The 19354-nt window shown below is 60.9% G+C and carries 17 protein-coding genes; 9 read left to right on the forward strand and 8 right to left on the reverse strand.

Annotation, left to right across the window (positions count from 1 at the left end; translation table 11 throughout):
- Positions 1 to 179 precede the first annotated feature (179 nt).
- The gene (locus VXJ24_RS06885) at positions 180 to 1124 is read left to right on the forward strand and encodes an ROK family protein (protein WP_330972191.1); all 945 of its coding nucleotides are present in this window, start codon (positions 180 to 182) and stop codon (positions 1122 to 1124) included.
- Positions 1125 to 1198: 74 nt separating this feature from the next.
- Here VXJ24_RS06885 and VXJ24_RS06890 read toward each other — a convergent pair whose 3' ends face one another.
- The gene (locus VXJ24_RS06890; protein ID WP_330972192.1) at positions 1199 to 2404 is read right to left on the reverse strand and encodes an arginine deiminase; all 1206 of its coding nucleotides are present in this window, start codon (positions 2402 to 2404) and stop codon (positions 1199 to 1201) included.
- Positions 2405 to 2638: 234 nt separating this feature from the next.
- On the opposite strand from VXJ24_RS06890, the gene VXJ24_RS06895 reads away from it, so the two are divergent.
- The 8 genes from VXJ24_RS06895 (at position 2639) to VXJ24_RS06930 (ending at position 10614) form a co-directional block, all read left to right on the forward strand.
- The gene (locus VXJ24_RS06895) at positions 2639 to 3427 is read left to right on the forward strand and encodes an HAD family hydrolase (protein ID WP_330972193.1); all 789 of its coding nucleotides are present in this window, start codon (positions 2639 to 2641) and stop codon (positions 3425 to 3427) included.
- Positions 3428 to 3450: 23 nt separating this feature from the next.
- Positions 3451 to 4299 (forward strand): HAD family hydrolase, encoded by an 849-nt coding sequence (locus tag VXJ24_RS06900; RefSeq protein WP_330972194.1) that lies wholly within the window; start codon positions 3451 to 3453, stop codon positions 4297 to 4299.
- Positions 4300 to 4308: 9 nt separating this feature from the next.
- Positions 4309 to 4770, forward strand: a complete 462-nt coding sequence (locus tag VXJ24_RS06905; protein WP_330972195.1) for a Nif3-like dinuclear metal center hexameric protein — start codon at positions 4309 to 4311, stop codon at positions 4768 to 4770.
- Positions 4758 to 5174, forward strand: coding sequence for a Nif3-like dinuclear metal center hexameric protein (locus tag VXJ24_RS06910; protein WP_330972196.1), 417 nt, complete (start codon positions 4758 to 4760; stop codon positions 5172 to 5174). The genes VXJ24_RS06905 and VXJ24_RS06910 overlap by 13 nt, the downstream gene beginning before the upstream one ends.
- A 377-nt stretch (positions 5175 to 5551) precedes the next feature.
- Positions 5552 to 6619, forward strand: coding sequence for a phenylalanine--tRNA ligase subunit alpha (gene pheS / locus VXJ24_RS06915; RefSeq protein ID WP_330972197.1), 1068 nt, complete (start codon positions 5552 to 5554; stop codon positions 6617 to 6619).
- Between the two features lie 48 nt (positions 6620 to 6667).
- Positions 6668 to 9127 carry a phenylalanine--tRNA ligase subunit beta gene (pheT, locus tag VXJ24_RS06920; protein ID WP_330972198.1) on the forward strand — a complete coding sequence of 820 codons (2460 nt, stop codon included), beginning with the start codon at positions 6668 to 6670 and terminating at the stop codon, positions 9125 to 9127.
- 58 nt (positions 9128 to 9185) lie between these two features.
- A complete protein-coding gene (locus VXJ24_RS06925; protein WP_330972199.1) occupies positions 9186 to 9857 on the forward strand; it encodes a hypothetical protein in 672 nt (223 codons plus the stop codon).
- A gap of 1 nt (position 9858) precedes the next feature.
- Positions 9859 to 10614, forward strand: coding sequence for a GntR family transcriptional regulator (locus VXJ24_RS06930; RefSeq protein WP_330972200.1), 756 nt, complete (start codon positions 9859 to 9861; stop codon positions 10612 to 10614).
- A gap of 60 nt (positions 10615 to 10674) precedes the next feature.
- Here VXJ24_RS06930 and VXJ24_RS06935 read toward each other — a convergent pair whose 3' ends face one another.
- From VXJ24_RS06935 to VXJ24_RS06965, 7 genes are all read right to left on the reverse strand, one after another.
- Positions 10675 to 12333: an alpha-amylase family glycosyl hydrolase gene (locus tag VXJ24_RS06935; protein WP_330972201.1), complete on the reverse strand. Its 1659-nt coding sequence runs from the start codon at positions 12331 to 12333 to the stop codon at positions 10675 to 10677.
- A 208-nt stretch (positions 12334 to 12541) separates the two neighbouring features.
- Positions 12542 to 13330 carry a TSUP family transporter gene (locus tag VXJ24_RS06940; protein ID WP_330972237.1) on the reverse strand — a complete coding sequence of 263 codons (789 nt, stop codon included), beginning with the start codon at positions 13328 to 13330 and terminating at the stop codon, positions 12542 to 12544.
- 21 nt (positions 13331 to 13351) lie between these two features.
- On the reverse strand, positions 13352 to 14626 hold the full coding sequence (locus tag VXJ24_RS06945; protein WP_330972202.1) for a glucose-6-phosphate isomerase: 1275 nt from the start codon (positions 14624 to 14626) through the stop codon (positions 13352 to 13354).
- 10 nt (positions 14627 to 14636) lie between these two features.
- The gene (locus VXJ24_RS06950; RefSeq protein ID WP_330972203.1) at positions 14637 to 16133 is read right to left on the reverse strand and encodes a lactate racemase domain-containing protein; all 1497 of its coding nucleotides are present in this window, start codon (positions 16131 to 16133) and stop codon (positions 14637 to 14639) included.
- A gap of 31 nt (positions 16134 to 16164) precedes the next feature.
- Positions 16165 to 17004 carry a triose-phosphate isomerase family protein gene (locus tag VXJ24_RS06955; RefSeq protein WP_330972204.1) on the reverse strand — a complete coding sequence of 280 codons (840 nt, stop codon included), beginning with the start codon at positions 17002 to 17004 and terminating at the stop codon, positions 16165 to 16167.
- A 9-nt stretch (positions 17005 to 17013) separates the two neighbouring features.
- Positions 17014 to 18183, reverse strand: a complete 1170-nt coding sequence (locus VXJ24_RS06960) for a diphosphate--fructose-6-phosphate 1-phosphotransferase (protein WP_330972205.1) — start codon at positions 18181 to 18183, stop codon at positions 17014 to 17016.
- Position 18184: 1 nt separating this feature from the next.
- The gene (locus VXJ24_RS06965; protein ID WP_330972206.1) at positions 18185 to 19342 is read right to left on the reverse strand and encodes a class II fructose-bisphosphate aldolase; all 1158 of its coding nucleotides are present in this window, start codon (positions 19340 to 19342) and stop codon (positions 18185 to 18187) included.
- Between the last annotated feature and the right edge of the window lie 12 nt (positions 19343 to 19354).

The raw sequence follows: 19354 nt of genomic DNA on the forward strand, positions 1-19354 counted from the left end.
ACGTGCCTCAGCTTAAGGGGCAGAACGGGATACGCTCAGCAATGGCAGATGGATGGCCATACATGCGCGCTTGGTGCCAATCGTGTCGCAGGATGCACCATTGCTGGATATCTCGTCTCAAGGGACTCTTCCTTGCGCCATACTTGGAGTCCCGGAAACGCTTACGGAAGGAATATCCGATGAAGTATGTATTGGGCATTGATGTTGGCGGCACATCAATCAAGGCAGGCATCTTCACGCTTGAAGGCCAGCTCAAGGCAGTCCGCACGATTCCGACCTCGGACCTCACGACACCTCAGGCCTTCGCCGAGGTGACAGATGGCCTCACGAACCTCGTATCCTCGGTCGATGGTGCGATCACCGACGTGGAGGCGGTCGGTCTCGATATCCCTGGTCCTGTCGATGCGAATGGCAATGTCGGCTTCCTTCCGAACATCAAGCTCGATCCTGACGGACTCAAGAATGCCTTGAAGGAGACGTTCTTCCAGGCACGCCTTGCCTTCGTGAACGATGCGAATGCCGCAGCGCTCGGCGAGATGTGGATGGGCGGCGCCAAGGGCGTCAAGAACTTCATCATGATCACGCTCGGCACGGGCGTCGGCGGAGGCGTCGTCCTCAATGGCCAGCTCGTGGCAGGAGCGAATGGCGCTGGCGGCGAGCTTGGACACCTGACGATGAACTACGAGGAGACGCGCACCTGCGGCTGCGGCCGCCATGGCTGCCTCGAGCAGTATGCAAGCGCCTCCGGCATCGTGACGCTCTACAAGGAGGCCTGCGAGAAGGCGGGCAAGGAGCCCTGCGCGCTCTCGGGCCGCTCCGATTCCTACTCTGTCTTCAAGGCCATGGCAGCAGGGGACGAGTGCGCACGCACTGCCATCTCCCAGATGCTCGAGTATCTTGCTCGCGCCATGGCACAGCTGTCGTGCGCGGTCGATCCCGAGGCTTTCGTTATCGGCGGTGGCGTCGTCGGCTCGTTCGATGTCTTCAAGGACGAGCTCACCGAGCGCTTCCAGGCCCACTGCCTGCCGATCTGCAGGAACACGAAGATCGTGCCGGCAGACCTCGGCAACCAGGCCGGCATGTATGGAGCTGCGCTCTGCGCCCTCTCTGCAGAAGAAGAGTGAGGCACGCCCGGGATATGCGGAAGGCGGCTGCAGTCTCAGGGCTGCAGCCGCCTTCTTCTTTGACGGAATGTGAGCTAGAGGAGGTCGCGTACGAGCGGCATGCTCATGCAGTGCGTGCCGCCACGTCCGCGCGAGAGCTCGCCTGAGGGGAATGTGTGGACTGCGATGCCTGCCTTGTCGAGGAGATCGAGCGTGATCGGTGTCCGCTCATAGCCCACGACCTCGCCAGGAGCTATAGCGAGGACATTGGCGCCGAGGTTCCAGAGCTCCCATTCCGTATCGACCGGATCGTCTCCGCCGCAGGGGATGAGGCGCACATCGGGGTTCCCGGTCGCCTGGGCAAGCGCTCTGTGCCAGTCCTTGCCGACATAGTCATAGCCGACGCCTGTGGGTGCCGGGAAGAGGCGGTAGATGTCGGTCGTGCCGTCGATCAGGGGGTTGTAGAGGAACGTATCCACATCGACCATCGAGAGCGAGATATCGAGGTGCATGGACGCGCGATGCATGCCGATATCGAAGGCATAGACTTCCGTGTAGCCGCGCTCGAAGAGGCTGTGAGCGATGTATTCGATCGCAACCGGGCTCGTGCGCTCCGAGCAGCCGATGATGACAGAATGGTCGGAAAGGACGAGCACGTCGCCGCCTTCGATGCGCTGCGGGAAGGAAAGGTCATAGAGGTCTTCCTCGTGCGCATCCTGGAACTTATCTGCATGCTGGCGCACATAGCGCAGCACGATCGCCTCGCGCTTGCGGACGCGCTTCTCCATATGGGAGTAGATGACATCATGGCCGAGCGAGATCGAGTTGTCACGCATGAAGTAGATGTTAGGGAGCGGGCAGACGGCAAAGACGGCCTCGCGGGCACCGAGGTTTCCGAATGACGTCACATCCTGGAGGCGCGCATCGTCGCTCCTTATGCCGCAGAGCACGGTCTCGACGAGCTCTTCTGCCGTCATGCGCAGATAGAGGTCCTCGAGCTTCTCCACGAGGGCAGGGCTTGTGATATGGGAGGCTTCGAGGAACTCGGAGACGAATTCGTAGCGGACCTTCGGAGACTCGAAGGCAGACTTCATGAGGTCGGTGAGATAGAGGACCTCGACACCGGCGTCTGTCAGGATCTTGGCAAAGGCATCGTGCTCTTTCTGGGCCTCTGCCAGATACGGCGTATCTTCGAAGAGCATGCCCGAAAGCTGCGAAGGAAGCACCTGGCAGAGCTCGCGTCCGGGCCGGTGGAGCATCACCTTTCTGAGACGTCCTATCTCCGAATACACCTGTGTCATCTTGAGCCTCGCTTCCTCTGCTTCCTGCTGGATGCGCAAACAACGTGGACTAGCCTATTACATACCCACATGGATATCTAAAACCGAAAGGCATCCGAAATGTGACGCCAGATAAGCGCTGTGTCGTGTTTCTGGGCCTTTTCTCTCGTGTTTCGCCGGGCTCGGACGAGCGCGGATCGGAGCGTTCTGGCCCGGTATACTTTGGAGGAAATGCGAAAGCAAGGGAGCATGCGGATGGATGTGGCATTCTTCGATATCGACAACACGCTGACATGGCGAGACCCGAAGACGGGCTGGGGAAATGAGGCCACGCCTGCCTCGAAGGACGCCATCAGGCGCTTCAGCGAGCTCGGCAATGTCGCCCTGCTCTCTACCGGAAGGGCCCCTCAGGGCGTCCCTCAATGCCTTCAGGGCCTGCCGTTTCGGGGCATGCTCTGCTTCGACGGGGCGCTTGCACTGCTCGACGGAAAGCGTGTCTCGGCGCATTTCATTCCGGCACAAGATCTCGAAGAGGCGCTCGCTGAGGCGCATCGTGCACACATGGGCATCCTTTTCAGCGGGCTGGAAGGCAGGGCCTTTGCAGGAGAGCGGCGCGGCTTCGAATGGCATGCCACACAGGTCGAAAGCCTGGAGGACCTGAAGCGCGTGCTTCCCTCGCTTGAGGTAGGAAAGCTTGCCTTCCGCTATTTCGACCTTCCGCACTATAAGGAGAGCAGCTTCTTCCAGACGCATTTTGCCTGCTATCAGTCAGCTCCTGACTACTTCGAGCTTGTGTGTCCCGGTGTCGGCAAGGATGTGGCAGCGCATGAGCTTGTGCGTGCGCTGGAAGAAGAGGGCGGCACGGTCGGCCGCACGCTTGCCTTCGGAGACTCGGAGAACGATATCCCGCTTCTCAGAGCAGCTGACATTGCTGTCGCTATGGGCAACGCGTCTCCTGCTGCGAAGGAAGCGGCGAGCTATGTAACAGACGATGTGCACCACGACGGTGTCGCCCACGCGCTCGCACATCTTGGCTATATCTGAGACACAGACAGGGAGAAGGCCACGTGAAAGAGATTGCAGCGGATGGAAGCGTGCATGAGTGCCGCCTCATCCTTTCCGATATGGACAGCACGATCCTGCCGAAGGGAGCAAAGACCGTCAGCCCAAGGACGCATGAGGCGTTTGGCAAGGCACTTGCAGCGGGCATCCCGATAGGCCCCTCCTCAGGCAGGGCGAGAAGCTGGGTGCCGCCGATGTTTGCAGGAGACGAGATGTGTGTCGCCACGGCGGTCGCCACGAACGGCCTCGAGGTCTATCTCGAAGGCACCTGCATCCATCATGAGTATTTCAGCCATGAGGCACTTCTGAACCTTCTCGATGTGCTTGGCAGGCATCCTGGATGCGGCCTGCTCTGCTTCCAAGACAGCAAGACGTATATCGTGCGTGGAACACGTGAAGATCTTGCCCAGTCTTTCCCGACATATGCGGAGACGGCGGAGATGCGAGACACGCTTCCTGAGGGTGCAATCACCAAGGTGAACGTGTTCCAGTGCGGCATCACGCGCCCCGAGACGCAGGAGCTTGTCGATGCGCTGAATGCAGAGGCAGAAGGGCTCGATTTCGATCTGGCGTTTCCGGGATATCTCAATGCGATGCCTGCTGGCTGGAACAAGGGACGGGGCATACAAGTGCTCTGCGAGGCGCTTGGCTGCACGACGGATGAGGTCGTCGTCTTCGGCGACGCAGACAACGATCTAGCAATGTTCGACGTCGTCGAGAACTCTGTTGCCGTCTCGGATGCGACTTCCAATGCGGCGGCTGCTGCGAAGTGGCATATCGGTGCCTGTGCAGATGACGCTGTCGCCGAGGCGATAGAGAAGCTTGCCGAGGGTGTGTGGCCTTTCACGGCGTAGGGGCCTGAGATGAAGATTGCCGATGCTGTCGGGTACGTGAAGAAGTTCTGCCAGGGTATCGATGCCTGGACAGGTGCACCCATCGACGATGCGACGACACGCGACAAGGTGACGTATGGGAGAGAGCACCTCGAAGAGGAGTGCACAGGCATCGTCTGCTGCCTCTGGGCCACCGCTGATGTGATTCGTACAGCCAAGGCTTCTGGCGCCAATCTCATCATCTGCCACGAGGCGCTCTTCTGGAATCATGGGGACAGGCAGGAGGTGCTTTCCGGCAATAAGGTCTTTGCGGCAAAGAGGGAGCTCCTCGATACGTGGGGGGTGTCGTCTGGCGCTGTCATGACTACATCCACTCCGGCGTGCCCATCGATGATGGAAGATACGCAGATGGCATCTTCTTCGGCTTTGCGCAGAAGATGGGATGGCTGGACCTTCGTGTCGGAAACGTCTCTGCCTGCATGGACTATCTGATTCCTGAGACCTCGGGCCCAGATCTTGCGGAGTCCCTGGCCCATGCGCTCAGGCTCAATGGCACGCGCATCATAGGAGATGCGGATGCCCCGATCTCCCGTATCCAGATTCCCATGCATGTGATGGGCAATCCTGAAGCAGATACGGAAGAGATTGCCACAATCGAGCGAGAAGGCATCGATGCCCTCGTGACGATGGAGTTCTGCGACTTCACGGTCAGCGAATACCTCCGCGACAGCTCGCTTCTGGGCAGGGGCAGGTGCGCCATCACTGTCGGCCATTTCAATCTTGAGGAGCCAGGCATGGAGTGCATGGCGGGATGGCTGCCAGTGGCACTCGGCACCGATGCTGTCCCTGTGCGATTCGTTCCTATGGGCGATACCTATCAGTACGTGGTGCAGTGATTCCTCTTCTGGATGCAGCGGCAGATGTGAACAGAGGGGAAATGTTCATATATCCGGATACAAGTCGCGATGCCTGTGCTAAGCTTGCCCACAGGCAATGACGGAGAGGTTCGTCTGCCGCGTAGCTGGAGGACAGAGAAGGGACCCTAGGCTGAGAGGTCCTCGCGAAGGCTGGCGGACGAAGTTCACTCCACCAGCTGCAACCTGAACGCATCTGCCAGTAGGGAAGCCGTCTGCTCCACGGAACGGAGCTCAACGAGTGGGCGCTCGCGACGCACAAAGCGTGCAGTGTCAATCAAGGTGGTACCGCGGTCATGAGGCCGTCCTTGAGCAAGTATGCTCGAGGACGGCTTTTTCTATGGAAGGGGCAAATCGGTATGTCAATGAACGATGACCTCACATCGATTCAGGATCAGGTGCGCGAAGGCGTTGCCAAGGCGCTCACGCCTGAAGCGCTGGAGGAGCTGCGCGTCCAGATTCTCGGCAGGAAGGGCAGCCTGACCCAGGTCATGCACCAGATGGGCAAGCTCGATCCTGAGGAGCGCCCGATCATGGGCAAGATGGCAAACGACGTGCGTGCGCAGGTCGTGGCTGCCATCGAGAAGCGCAAGGTCGAGATCACGAAGGAAGTCCTGCAGTCCCGCTTTGCAGCCGAGTCGACCGATGTCACGCTGCCAGGCCGCGTGAAGCCGCTTGGCACCGAGCATCTGATCTCGCAGATCCGCGAGGAGATCGAGGACATCTTCTGCGGCATGGGCTATACCGTCGAGGACGGCCCGTTCGTCGAGACGACCTACTACAACTTCACGGCACTCAATGCGCCTGAAGACCATCCTTCACGTTCTTCCAAGGACACGTTCTACGTCGTCGACAACGCTCCTGAAGGCAAGGAGCAGCATGTGCTCGGCGAGTCCGACGTGCTCCTTCGCACCCAGACCTCGGGCGTTCAGGTCCATGTGATGGAGAACAGGAAGCCCCCGATCTATATGATCTGCCCAGGCACGGTCTTCCGTCCCGATACGGCCGATGCAAACCATCTGCCCCAGTTCACGCAGGTCGAGGGTCTCGTCGTCGATGAGGGCATCACGTTCGGCGACCTCAAGGGCACGCTCGACTACTTCACGCGCGAGATCTTCGGAAAGGACCGCGCTACCCGCTATCGTCCGCACTTCTTCCCGTTCACGGAGCCGAGCTGCGAAGTCGATGTGTCCTGCGGCGTCTGCGGCGGCAAGGGCTGCCGTTTCTGCAAGGGCACGGGCTGGCTCGAGATTCTGGGCTGCGGCATGGTGGATCCGAACGTCTTCCGCTACTGCGGCATCGACCCGGAGAAGTACACCGGCTTTGCCTTCGGCATCGGCGTCGAGCGCGTGGCAGCGCTGCGCTACGACCTCCCCGATCTCCGCATGCTGATGACCGGCGACAAGAGGTTCCTGTCCCAGTTCTAAGGGATCCTCTTCTTTGGACAGTTTCCGCGCAACAGAAAGGCAGATACGATGCGCGTTTCCTATGAGTGGCTGAAGGACATGGTCGATGTCCCCGAGGATCCGAAGGACCTCGTGAAGGAATACATCCACACCGGCACCGAGGTGGAGGCTGTGGAGAAGGTAGGTGCAGACCTCGAGCACGTCGTGACCGGCAAGGTCCTGACGAAGGTCCCGCATCCCGATTCCGACCATATGTGGCTCACGACGGTCGATGTGGGCATGAAGAACGTGGATAAGGACGGCAAGCCCGAGCCGCTGCAGATCGTCTGCGGCGCCCAGAACTTCAATGCAGGCGACCATATCGTCGTCGCAATGATCGGAGCACACCTGCCGGGCGATGTGAAGATCAAGAAGTCGAAGCTCCGCGGCGTCGAGTCGTATGGCATGAACTGCTCCGAGCGCGAGCTTGGCCTTGGCTCCGACCACTCGGGCATCATGATCCTGCCTGAGGATGCGCCGGTCGGCGTGGACTTCACAGACTACTATGGCATCTCGGATACGGTCGTCGACTGCGAGATCACGCCGAACCGTCCGGACTGCCTGTCCATGGAGGGCATGGCAGTCGAGACGTCTGCCATCTTCGATGAGGACACCCATATCACGGAGCCCCAGATCAAGTCTGAGATTGCGACGCGCGCCGAGGACCTCGTCGATGTCACGATCGCAGATTCTGCACTCTGCCAGCGCTATGTCGCCCGTGTCGTGAAGAACGTGAAGATCGGCCCCTCGCCTGAGTGGCTTGTCCGCCGTGTCGAGGCGGCAGGCTCCCGTACGATCAACAACGTCGTCGATGTCACGAACTATGTGATGTATCTCACCGGCCAGCCGCTCCATGCCTTCGATCTCAACAAGCTTGGCGTCCGTGACGGCAAGCGCCACATCGTGATCCGTGCTGCAGAGGACGGCGAGAAGGTCACGACGCTCGACCACACCGACCGCGACCTCACGTCCGACATGATCGTGATTACCGACGATGGAAAGACGCCGGTCGCACTCGCTGGCGTGATGGGCGGCCTCAACTCAGAGATCGACGAGAACACGACGGATGTCCTGCTCGAGAGCGCCTGCTTCGACAAGGGCCACATCTCCCGCACGAGCCGCAATCTCGACCTTATGAGCGAGGCCTCGATCCGCTTCGAGCGTCAGGTCGATGCTGCCGCCTGCTCGCGCATCGCAGACATCGCAGCGGCCCTCTTCGAGGAGTGCTGCGGGGCCGAGGTCTGCACAGGCAAGGTCGACAATTATCCAGCACCTGTGGAGCCTGCGCATATCCATCTCAGGACCCAGCGTGTCTGCGCCCTCTCCGGTGCCGATATCGAGCCTGATTTCATGGCACAGCGCCTGCGCCGCCTTGGCTGCGCGGTTACGCCGGCAGAAGATGGCTTCGACGTCGTCGCGCCGACGAACCGTCCCGATCTCACCCGCGAGGTCGACCTCATCGAGGAGATCCTGCGCCTCTGGGGCGAGGATGAGGTCGAAGCGACGCTTCCTGCTGCCAGGAACCATGCAGGCGGCCTTACGGTCGACCAGCAGCGCATCCGCAAGATCGGCGCCACGCTCAGGGCTCTTGGCCTCTCCGAGACCCAGACCTACAACTTCGCCGATGCCCGCGATCTCGAGCGCCTGCATATGAGCGAGAAAGGCCGCGGCATCCCGGTCCAGATCATCAATCCGCTCGTCGCAGACCAGAGCCAGATGCGCCGCTCCATGCTGCCGGGCCTTCTGCGCTCGGTCGAGTACAACATCAGCCACGGCGAGAAGAACATCGCGCTCTATGAAATCGGCCGTGTATTCTTCGGCCATGAGCACAAGTCCCAGCCGGATGAGCCCCGCTTCGTCTGCGGCGTCATGTCCGGCGCCTGGGACGATGACCAGTGGAACCGCAAGTATCCGAAGCTCAACTTCTTCGATGCGAAGGGTGTCGTCCAGGAGCTCCTGAAGGCGCTGCGCATCACGAAGGTCCGCTACAAGGTGGCTGACCAGGAAGAGTATGGGTGGCTCCAGCCGGGCTGCGCTGCCGAGATCTACGCCCACGGCGGAGAGCTCATCGGCTGGGTCGGCAACATCCATCCTGAGGTCCTTCAGAACTTCGAGGTCGAGCAGGATGTCGTGGCATTCGAGCTCTCTGTCGAGGCGCTGCTCCGTCTTGCCAAGCGCGAGCTGCCCTATCAGGAGGTGCCGACGCTCCCGGGTGTCTCTGTCGACCTTGCAATCGTCGTCGACGAGGATGTCACGGCAGAGACCGTCGAGCAGCGCATCCAGTCTGCCGGCGGCAAGCTCCTTGCAGATGTGCGCCTCTTCGACGTCTTCCGCGATAAGCAGCGTGTCGGCGAAGGCAAGAAGTCGCTTGCATTCTCGCTCACGTATCGTGCAGCCGACCACACGCTCACCTCTGATGAGGTGGAGAAGGCGCATGACCGTCTCGTGAAGAAGGTCATGCGTGCCGTGAACGGCGAAGTCAGAAGCTAGGAACGAGTCTCGTGGGCCCGGGGCGCACGCCCCGGGCCAGATCGGTACAGGAAGGCATATGCCCAGCTGGAACATACATGCAGCACACGTGGAACGTCTCCTCAGGGAGGAGAAAACGGATGCTCTTGGCATCCGCGATATCGGGAATTTCCTCTTCGGGAACTTCCTGCCCGACCTCTATGTCGGCTGGATGGTGCCCGATGTCTCCCACAAGCTGCCGTATGGGATGACGCATATGGCCGAGACGGCAACCATCCCTGTGCCCCAGTACCAGAAGTTCTGGGACCTCTATATCGAGGGCAAGAACCCTTCAGAGGTCACCGATATCGTGCTCGGTGCCTGGGCGCATCTGGTCTGCGATGCTGGCTACAACGGTGCGACGAGGCGCTATATCGCTGAGATCGGCGTGAAGCCCGGAGATCGGACCCGCATCAGGAAACAGAAGGACTTCGAGCTCTATGGAAGGACGTTCTTCCTCGAGCGCCGTGTCCCGCTCACCCCGTCCCTCATAGATGAGTGTGCAGCCTTCCCGCAGTATCCTATCCTCGCAGAGGATGTAGAGCGTGGCGTGAAGGCAGCAGACGTGCTCCTCGACGGAAACAACGAGCGCCATCTTGCTGACGCACCGACCTATTCGCTCCTGACGCCTGAGTTCTTCAGGACGACAGGGGACAGGGTCGACGAGATCTTGCGCCAGGGTCTCCTGCGCTTCGGGAAGGCAGCCTGCTAGGATGGAGAAGTTTGTCAGGCAGGGCGCTGTACCGCTCCATGTGCAGGTCGCAGACTATGTGCGCGAGAAGATCTATTCCAGGGAGTGGGGCCAAGACGTTCCCATCCCTTCTGAGCATGAGCTCATGGACATGCTCGGGCTCTCCCGTGGCACGGTCCAGAAGGGCATACGCGCCCTTGTGGACGAGGGGCTCCTGACGCAGCAGCGCGGACGTGGCACCTTCGTCACGCAGCCGGTCATGGCAAGGCCATCAGGAAACAGGCTGCTCTCGTTCGGCGAATCCATGAGCGTGCAAGGCATACGCTTTCGCACGATCGTCTGCGAGATGCGGATCGAGGAGGCAGAGGGCCTCTGTGCGACGTCTCTGGGCATCAAGCCAGGGGAACCCTATCTCTATCTTGCACGCATCCGCACGGTCGAGGATGTGCCGGTCATGTTCATCGAGAGCCACCTCAGCCTCAAGGCAGCGCCCGGTCTCGACCAGGTGGACTTCGAGCATGAGTCGCTCTTTGCGGCAGTCGAGCGCTGCTCGGGCCATGCTATCGGCCATTCGGAACAGCGCTACTGTGCCTGCGTTGCTGGCTCTGAGCGGGCACGCTGGCTCAAGTGCGACGACAAGGCGCCCGTGCTCAATCTCGAGCAGCTTGTGACGCTCGACAATGGAGTCCCCTTCGAATGGGGCACCGTGTGGCTGCCAGCAAACCGCTGCGTCATATCGACGACGACAGAGCGTGCCCGTGGCGTCATAGGGGAGTAGGAAAGATGACCGTCCTGCCAGGCAGGGCGGCCATCAGCATCTCCGGGGTATGTCTTCGCCTTAGCGTTCGCAGAGCCAGTAGTGGCAGGAATAGGGGCCAACTTCGGAGCCTGCACCGAAGTCATGGTCTTCGCCCGTGATGAGGTCCTGTGCTCTCCCGCATCCCGCATCGAAGTGGAGGACGACCGGATCCTTCGAGGCATTGACAGCGACAATCACACGGCGCCCCTGGGCAGCACGCTGGAAGACAAGCTGCTGCGGCTGGCAGAGGAGCTCATGGTAGTCGCCCTCGCAGAGAGCCTCTGCGCCTTCCGTCGTGAAGCGCGCCTCGGAGAGGGCACAAATCCAGTCGGTGAGATCGTTCCATTCAGGCTTGTCGAGAGCCGGCCTCAACTTGTGGTCACCGTAGTCCTGGACGCCTTCGATGCCCCACTCGGAGCCGTAGTAGACGCAGGGTACGCCGCACATGCCGAAGAGGAGGCCATAGAGCGGCTTCAGCTGCTTCTTGTCGGCGAGCTGCGTTGCGATTCTCGGGACATCGTGGTTGTCCACGAAATCGAGCAGATGCTTTCCTGTGTAGAGGTCCCAGGGCTTGTCGCCGCTCTGGCGCTCCAAGGCATAGGCAATCTCATGCATGTTCGCTGCGTTCATGGAAGACCAGAGGCCCTTGTAGGCCTCGTAGTTGTAGACGGAATCGCAGGCATGGTCGTTCATCCAGCGGTTGTAGTCGCCGAACATCGTCTCGCCGAGGAGAAGGAACTTCTCTCCGCGCTTTGCGGTGAGGCCATCAGCAATCTGGCGGAGGTAGCCGAGATAGCCATCGTCGAGGCAGTAGGCAACATCGAGGCGGAGGCCATCGATATCGTAGTCGGCTTCCCAGCCGCGGATCACATCGGCAAGATAGTCATTGAGCTCGAAGCAGCCATGATTGAGCTTCACGAGCTCGGGGACGCCTGCCCAGGTCTCGTAGGAGAATCCGTCATTATAGGCAGAGTTGCCGTTCCAGTCGATATTGAACCATCCGGCGTAGGGAGACTGCTGATGCTTCTCGAGGACGTCCTGGAAGGCCCAGAAGCCACGGCCCACATGGTTCAGCACGGCATCGAAGAGCACGCGTATCCCTGCTTCATGGCAGGCATCCACGACGGCCTTCAAGTCCTCCTTCGTGCCGAGGCGGCTGTCGACCTTCGTATAGTCCCTCGTGTCATAGCCATGGGAGTCGCTCTCGAAGACCGGGTTCAGCATCAGGCAGCTGACGCCGAGCTTCTTCATATGGTCGACCCAGCCATCGTTCACGATCTTGAGGAGACGGTGCGCGTCCGTGTTCGTGGCGCCTTCCTGGGAGCCATCGTTTCTCCAGGGAGCGCCGGTCAGCCCCAGAGGATAGATCTGATAGACAAAGCTTCCTTCATACCAGTTCATGCTGTTTCTCCAATCCTGTGGCACGGCTTCCTTCGTCCTGCGCACGCGCTTCGGAAGGCCTTTGGCAATGCCGATGCGTCCTATCTCGTCCTGTGCAGGATCGAAGGCCGCTTCCACCTTCGAGAGGAGGCCGAAATCTGCTGCCATATCGAGCACGGTGCCGACCGAGACCGCGAGGTCTCCGCGCTCGGCACGCGAGAGGGTATCGCGCGATATGCCGAGCTCCTGCGCAAGCCCATCGGCCGTGATGCCCGCTATCGTGCGCCAGCGCTTCAGGCTCTCGCCGATATGCTGCATGCTCTCTTGGCATTCCTCATGCTTCATAGTTGATTCCTTATAACATCGGATATATCAGACACAAATGAAGTATACATCGGAAATATCTGACGTAAATAGAGAAAGACGAGAGCCCGTGAATGGTAGAAAACAGCGTGTGCGCGGCAGGAGAAGGCCCGTGCAGCATGGATGCTGCACGGGCCTTGGGAAAGCCGGATGTCTTTGAGGCTCATAGGATGCCGCAGAACCTTGCGAAGTTGTAGCAGCAGATCAGGATGATCAGGACCAGGGCGCAGCGGTAGAGCACATCGACCGCATGGGAATCGATGCGCCGGGCAATCTGGCGGCCGATGACAGAGCCCAGCAGGGCAGCCAGGCACATACCGGCAAGCATGAACGGCTCGAACGCTGGCAGGCCTCCGAGGAAGACCGAATAGAGCAGGCTTGCTGTCTGGGAGAAGGCGATGATGAAAAGCGATGCCTGGGCGGCAGGCTTGGAATCCATCGAGAAGAAGAACATGAGGATTGCAAGATTGAAGGGACCGCCGCCGATGCCGAGGAAGGACCATAGAGCGCCGGCGGCAGCGCCGATGAGAGCGCTGGCAAGCGGGCGGCCGATGCGGAAGCTTCTGAGCGAGGAGCGCTTGAGCGTGTAGATGAAGACGATAATGGTCAGGATGATGAGGATAGCTGCCTGATAGGCGCCGACAAGCTCCCTGTCGTGGAGATTCTGGCTGAGCAGGTTGAACAAGATCTTGCCGGCGGCGCCTCCTGCTGCCGATCCGAGGGCAACCGGCAGCATGGAGCGCACCTTGATGGTCGACGTCTTCGAGACGGCATTCTGCAGAAGCGTTGCCAGAGACATCGTGAGGACCGAGACCGAAGACAGGAAGGAGACGACCGCGACCGGAAGGATCCCCATCGCATCGACGACAGGCTTGATGATGACACCGCCGCCGATGCCGCAGAGCGGACCCAGAAGCGATGCCAGGAAGGCAACGACGAAGACAAGGTACATCTCTGACACGGATGAGGCTCCTTACTCGACGCGTCCCAATGCATGGTGCATGAGCTGCTTGTAGGCTTCGACGCCTGGCTGGTCGAACGGATCGACCCCCAGAAGCTCGGCGGAGCAGTAGCAGCTCAGCATGAAGAAGTAGAAGAGCGCTCCCATGTGCTGCTCATCGAGGCGCCCAATCTCTATGGTCGCACAGGGAAGGACCGATGCGTGTGCCTTCAGCACGGCACGAAAGCTCGTCTTGTTGATATCCCAGAAATCCGCTCCATCGAGATAGCCGAAGCCGTCCGCGATATCGCTGGTGCCGAGGACGAGATGATCGTCCGGTCCGGGCTCTGCTATATCGAGGAAGGTCTCCATGAGCTGGTGCGTGCCATCCTGGACATACTGGCCAAGGCTATGGAGCTCCTCGGAGTAGCGGGCGCAGGCCGGGAAGAGGCCCCGGCCCTGCTTTCCTTCGGACTCCCCGAACAGCTGCTGCCACCAGAGGCCGAAATCGGCAAGACGTGGCTCGAAGGAGGCAAGAAGCTCGATGGTGAGCCCCGATCGTCCGGCGAGAGAGCGCAGATGCGCATAGCGCAGTGCCGGATTTGTGTGGTCGGGCAGACGGCGCAGCTCCGATTCCTCAGCACGCGCTCCTTTCACCAGCGCATCGATATCGATGCCGGCATAGGCGAGCGGCAGGAGATGAGTGGCAGTGAGCGCCGTATAGCGCCCGCCGACATTCGGCGGGAAGGTCGTGAACGTGTAGCCTTCATCCGAGCAGAGCCGCTCGAGATCGGATCCTGGGGTGCCGTTGCAGACGATGCGCTCTGCTGCTGCCCGCTTGCCGAGCTGGGAGACCAGATGCTGCCGCAGGAGCCTGAAGGAGCTTCCGGGTTCGAGCGTCCTGAAGTTCTTCGCGACGCAGAACAGTGCCACCTCGTGGCCCTCAAGGCTCTCGAGCAGCTTTCTCAGGGTCCAGGCGGAAAGGGTGTTGCCGGCATAGACGACACGGTGGCAAGGATCGGCTGGACCAAGAGCCGAGAGGACCGCGCGTGCCGCATTGTTCGACCCTCCGACACCTATGAGGACCAGGGTGTCTGTCTTCTTGCGCAGCCGGTCGGCAAGCGCATGGATGCGGGCTAGCTCCTGGGGCCCTGCCCACTGGTCGACAGAGAGCCAGCCGAGCCAGTCCGTGCCATGCGGCGTGCCTGCCCAGCAGCTTTCCATGAGGGAAGGGTGCTCAGCCAGGGAGCGCTCGATGTCCTGCGTGCTGACCTTGCAGCCCAGCCCCTCTTCGTTCAGGCGTATCACGGAAGCCCTCCTAGCATCCGCAAGGATGGGCTGGCGCATCGTCGCGGTAGTGCGAGTTCTGCGAGGGATCCTTCATGCACAGATGCGGCACGGCGCTCACATAGGCGCCCGGCAGCGCCAGGATGTTGGGATGCCCATCGGTATACTTGTCGGTTGCGTCCTTGATGGCCTCTTCGAAGGTCGCACGCGTCTTGAGTCCCATCGAGCGGGCCATGCCCGGCTTCTTCGCGCCGACGATGTAGGTTGCGGACAGGTATTTCTCGGCCAGGTTCCCGCAGCTCATCATCGAGAAGCCATGGAAGGGATGGAAGGCGCCGGCAAAGCGGTACTTGCGGATATATTCCTCGTTCGTCGCGAAATACTCCCCGTACTTGATCATGTCGTTCAGGGTGTTCATCTCGTCGGAGTTCCATACCTCCCACTCCTCGCGCAGGTAGGGCCAGCGCTCGTCGTGGAACCAGCCATCGCAGTAAGAGGCAATCACGAAGACGCAGTGGTCGGAAAGGATACGCTTGTGGCGGATTACCTGGGCCGACACAGCCTGCATCATCATGATCGGGTTCGTGCCCATGCCATCGCCGTAGTGGAACTTCGTGGGCATGCCCATAACGACGATATCGTATTTCTTCTCAGCCCAGTGCACGTAGGTGCGCTTGTCGGCGCATTTCCAGGCAATGGGCTGCATCTCTTTGGCCCAGCCGGAATTGATCTCGATCTGGCGGCTCCAGGTATCGAGCACGGCATCGCAGCAGAAGAACTTCTTGCCCATCTTCTCTTCCATGAACATGCCCTGCTGGTTGAACTTGTCGCGCATCATCGAATGGGTGGAGACGGGCACGAAGTCAGGCCGGCTCATGACGCGGGGGACATGGTGGGCAGCGATGGAGCGCCAGTGGGTGATGCCGGTCGCGCAGTGCTTGTAGCCTCCCGAATACCCGCCATAGGGGTTGCCCTGGGTGTGTCCGATGAGAATCGCGATGTCCGATTCATAGACGCGCTTGTTCATGATCACATGGTCGCCCTGGGGCGTATAGCCGAGGTCGACCAGGTCGTCGTAGTTTTCCGAGTCATGGGAGTCGATCTGGTTCGTGGCCGCGAATTCGTTGTAGAGATCCTCGCCCAGGATCTGCTTGGCCTCGGCCGTGCTCGTGCGGGGATGGAGGCCGTTCGAGAACAGGAGCAGCACGTCGTCGTGCTTCACGCCGTTCGCGAACAGCTCGTCCAGGCAGGCACGGATCGCGACGCGGCGGTGCGAGGTCGGCTGGGTGCCGCCCTTGATGATGTCAGGGATGACGATGACGACCTTGGCACCAGGGTGGGCAAGGTCTGCGAGCGGCTCTGAGCCGATGGGATGGCGGATGGAGTCGAGCGTCGCGGCATAGAGCGAATCCCAGTCCTGAGGCAGGCACTGGGGGTCCTTCACGGTCTTGCCGGTGATGAAGACATCGGTCGAATCGGGGAGCTCCGCTCCCATCTTGCCGGTGCCATATTCGAATTCGAGATGCATGGTCCCTCTTCCTTTCAAGCGAATGTCTGTGCTACTTGCCAAGATACAGGTCGACGATTTCGGCATACTCATCCGGATAGAAGCCGATCTCGCCTGTGAAACGCGTGAGCGCGATGAGCCCGCCGTCGATCTCGTCGATGCCGGCAAGCATCTGGGCGTTGTCTGCCTTGAGCCCTCCTCCATAGACCACGTCCACACCGGGCAGGGCAGCCTTCACGAGACGGGCGACCTTTGCGATATAGGGGGCATCTGCCGGGGTCTTTCCGGGACCGATGCTCCAGACCGGTTCATAGGCAATCCTGAGGCCGTCTTTTGCGGCGCCCGCAAGGCCGCCTTCGAGCTGGCGGGTGAGCACCTGGTCCCACGCATCCTGCTCTTCGCTGCGCTCGCCCATGCAGAAGAGGACCTTGAGCCCAGCTGCCTGGGCTGCCCTGACTTCGCGGGCAAGGATGCGGTCGACGGCAGGTTCGATGGCGGCAGGATCTGCCCCTGCCTCGGCCATGACGGAGCGTAGGTGCATGCGCTCTTCGCAGTGTCCGATGAGCGTCCAGCTGCAGCCGAGCTCGGCCATCGAGTTTGCGGTCCTGAGCGTCGTGAAGGCGCCGAAGTTGCCGCCTGGAGCGCTGTCTTCTGTGTGCACGCCCTGGCAGCCGATGCCGAAAGGCGCCGTGCCTTTCTCCTGCACGGCAGGGATGATATGCGCTTCAGGCAGGAAGGCAGCGAATTCGGCCGTGCCTGCATAGCGTGTGGCGACAGGGGCGACCGCGCGTGCGATGGCCGTGCCCCATGTGGCGGGTGCTGACAGGCGGTTCACGCCGCCGCGCTCGCACACGATATCGAAGCGCTTGAGATTGAGGAAGATATGCTTCATGTATGCCTCCTAGACAAAGCTTGCAAAGCGGGGAAGGTCCTGTCCAAGAAGCGGGCGGAGCCAGCTTCTGAACTCTTCGGTCACGCCGTTTCCTGCGGCATTGATGTAGCGGTCGGGAAGTGTCCGTTCATCGAGCATGACCTGCTCGATCGGGATGCGCACGTAGCGCACGGCATAAGGCGCGCTCGAGACGCGTTCGATGCCGACCATCTTGCCGGAGTCGCCCTCGAGCGCCGCACGCACGGCCTCGCGGCCGCACTGAACGGCCTCTTCGCGGTCGACAGCGCTCTGCCAAGGCATGGATGCCCTTCCCAGAAGGCCAGGCTTCTCCGAGCGGGCCTTGTAGCCGAGCTTCTGGACGACGAGGCGGGCAAGATGCGCGCTCACATCGCCGAAATACCGGGAGCGGCCGGTTTCCATCAGAAGCGGTGCCACGGGCACGCCGCCTTTATTGTGGAGCCCCTCCGAGACGACCACGATGCCTGAGCCCTTCTCGTCGATGAGCTCCTGGCAGCTCTCCAGGAACTGGTCCTCGTCGAAATCGCGCTCAGGCAGATAGATTAGGTCGGGGCCTCCGGTGCCGGACTCATCGGCAAGGGCGCTTGCTGCCGTGACCCAGCCGGCATTTCTGCCCATGGCCTCCACGATCACGATGTGGATCGGCAGGCCGCGTACATCGCAGCAGACCTCCGAGACGCTCGCTGCCATATAGAGGGCGGCGCTTGCATAGCCGGGCGCATGGTCGGTGACAGCGATATCGTTGTCCATGGTCTTGGGGATGCCCACGACATCGATATTCACGCCTTCGGCCCTGCATGCCCGCCATATCTCGCCGCAGGTGTTCATCGTGCCATTTCCGCCGGTCGGCAGAAGCCAGCGGACATGCTCCCTTTTGAGGGCATGGGCAAGCGCGCGGTAGTCCTTCTCCTCAAGGGGCTTTCTCGATGTGCCGATGGCAGAGGAGGGGGAGTGCGGCAGAAGCGCGAGCGTCTCTCTGGAAACCGTGCCGAAGTCGACGAAGCGTCCATCCAGAATGCCGCCGACGCCGCCGAGCGCACCGAGCACGCGGCCTGCTTCCGGTGTCCTGAGCGCCTCGTCGACCGCCCCGAACAGCGAGGCATTGATGACGGCAGTCGGGCCTCCTCCATGCATGACAAGCAGCGTATCCTGGGTGCCCATGCTAGATGCCTGCCTTCTCGTAGCGCTCTGCCATCTCGTCGAGCGATGCCATCTCTACCTTTGGCGCCTTTCCGTAGCTGCCGAACTCGACGATGAGGGTGGAGACCGCTTCCTTGACGCCGCGCTCGATTGCATCGACGAGCGCCTGGCGGTCAGGGTCTTCCACGGTGCCGTACATGACCGTGTCATAGACAGGTGGCAGGAAGACGCGCGGATCGGGGTTTTCGGGATGTGCCAGCAGAAGCTCGTATACGCCGCCGACAGATGCGCTCTTCTGGAGCTCTGGGCGCAGGTGGAAGAGCTCGCGCATGTTGCGCGTGACAGCCAGGCGGATGTCCGTGTCGACATTGATCTTGCTGATGCCTGCCGGAATGGCTGCCTTGAGCTCATCGAGCGAGATGCCATGGGCATTATGGATGCTGCCGCCAAGCTCGTTGATCTCCTCGACGATATAGGCGGGGACGGTCGATGAGCCGTGGCTAACGAGCGCGCAGTCGAGCCCCTCATGTGCAAGGCATTCGCGTACGGCAATCGGGATTTCGCGGCGCAGCTTCACGTTCTTGCCCTTCGATGGTCCATGCATCGTGCCATAGGAGATGGCAAGGGCATCGACGCCAGTCGCGCGGACGAATTCCACTGCCTTGAGCGGGTTCGTATAGGTGCTTGTGGCAGCGAATACATGGTCTTCGACGCCCGCCAGGACGCCGAGCTCGCCTTCCACGGAGACGCCTTTCGGATGTGCGTACTTCACGACCTCGCGCGTGAGCTCGATATTGTCCTCGAAAGGCAGCGCCGATCCATCGATCATCACAGAGGTGTAGCCGCCGGCGATGGCTGCCTTGACAGATGCCATGTCACGCCCGTGGTCGAGGTGCAAGACGATGGGGATGGGGCTGTTCTCGCCGAATTTCTTGACGGCGTCGCCGATGTTTTTGGCGCCGCGGATCTTGTCCTCGACAGTTCCGTTCTGGAAGTCGGCACGCCCTCCCATGAATGCATTGGCAAGATCTGCTCCCTGCAGTATGGCGGCGCTTCTCAGGATCTCGTGGGCTTCGATGACGGCCTTTGCCTGACAGACGGCATTCACATTGAAGGCGCCCTGGGCATAGCCGCCGGCTCTGGCGGCATCGAGCACGGGCTTGAGTGGAACGAGGGGCATGGCATCACCTTT

It is taken from the genome of Olsenella kribbiana, assembly GCF_036408795.1.
GTDB classification, from domain to species: Bacteria; Actinomycetota; Coriobacteriia; order Coriobacteriales; family Atopobiaceae; genus Olsenella_L; species Olsenella_L kribbiana.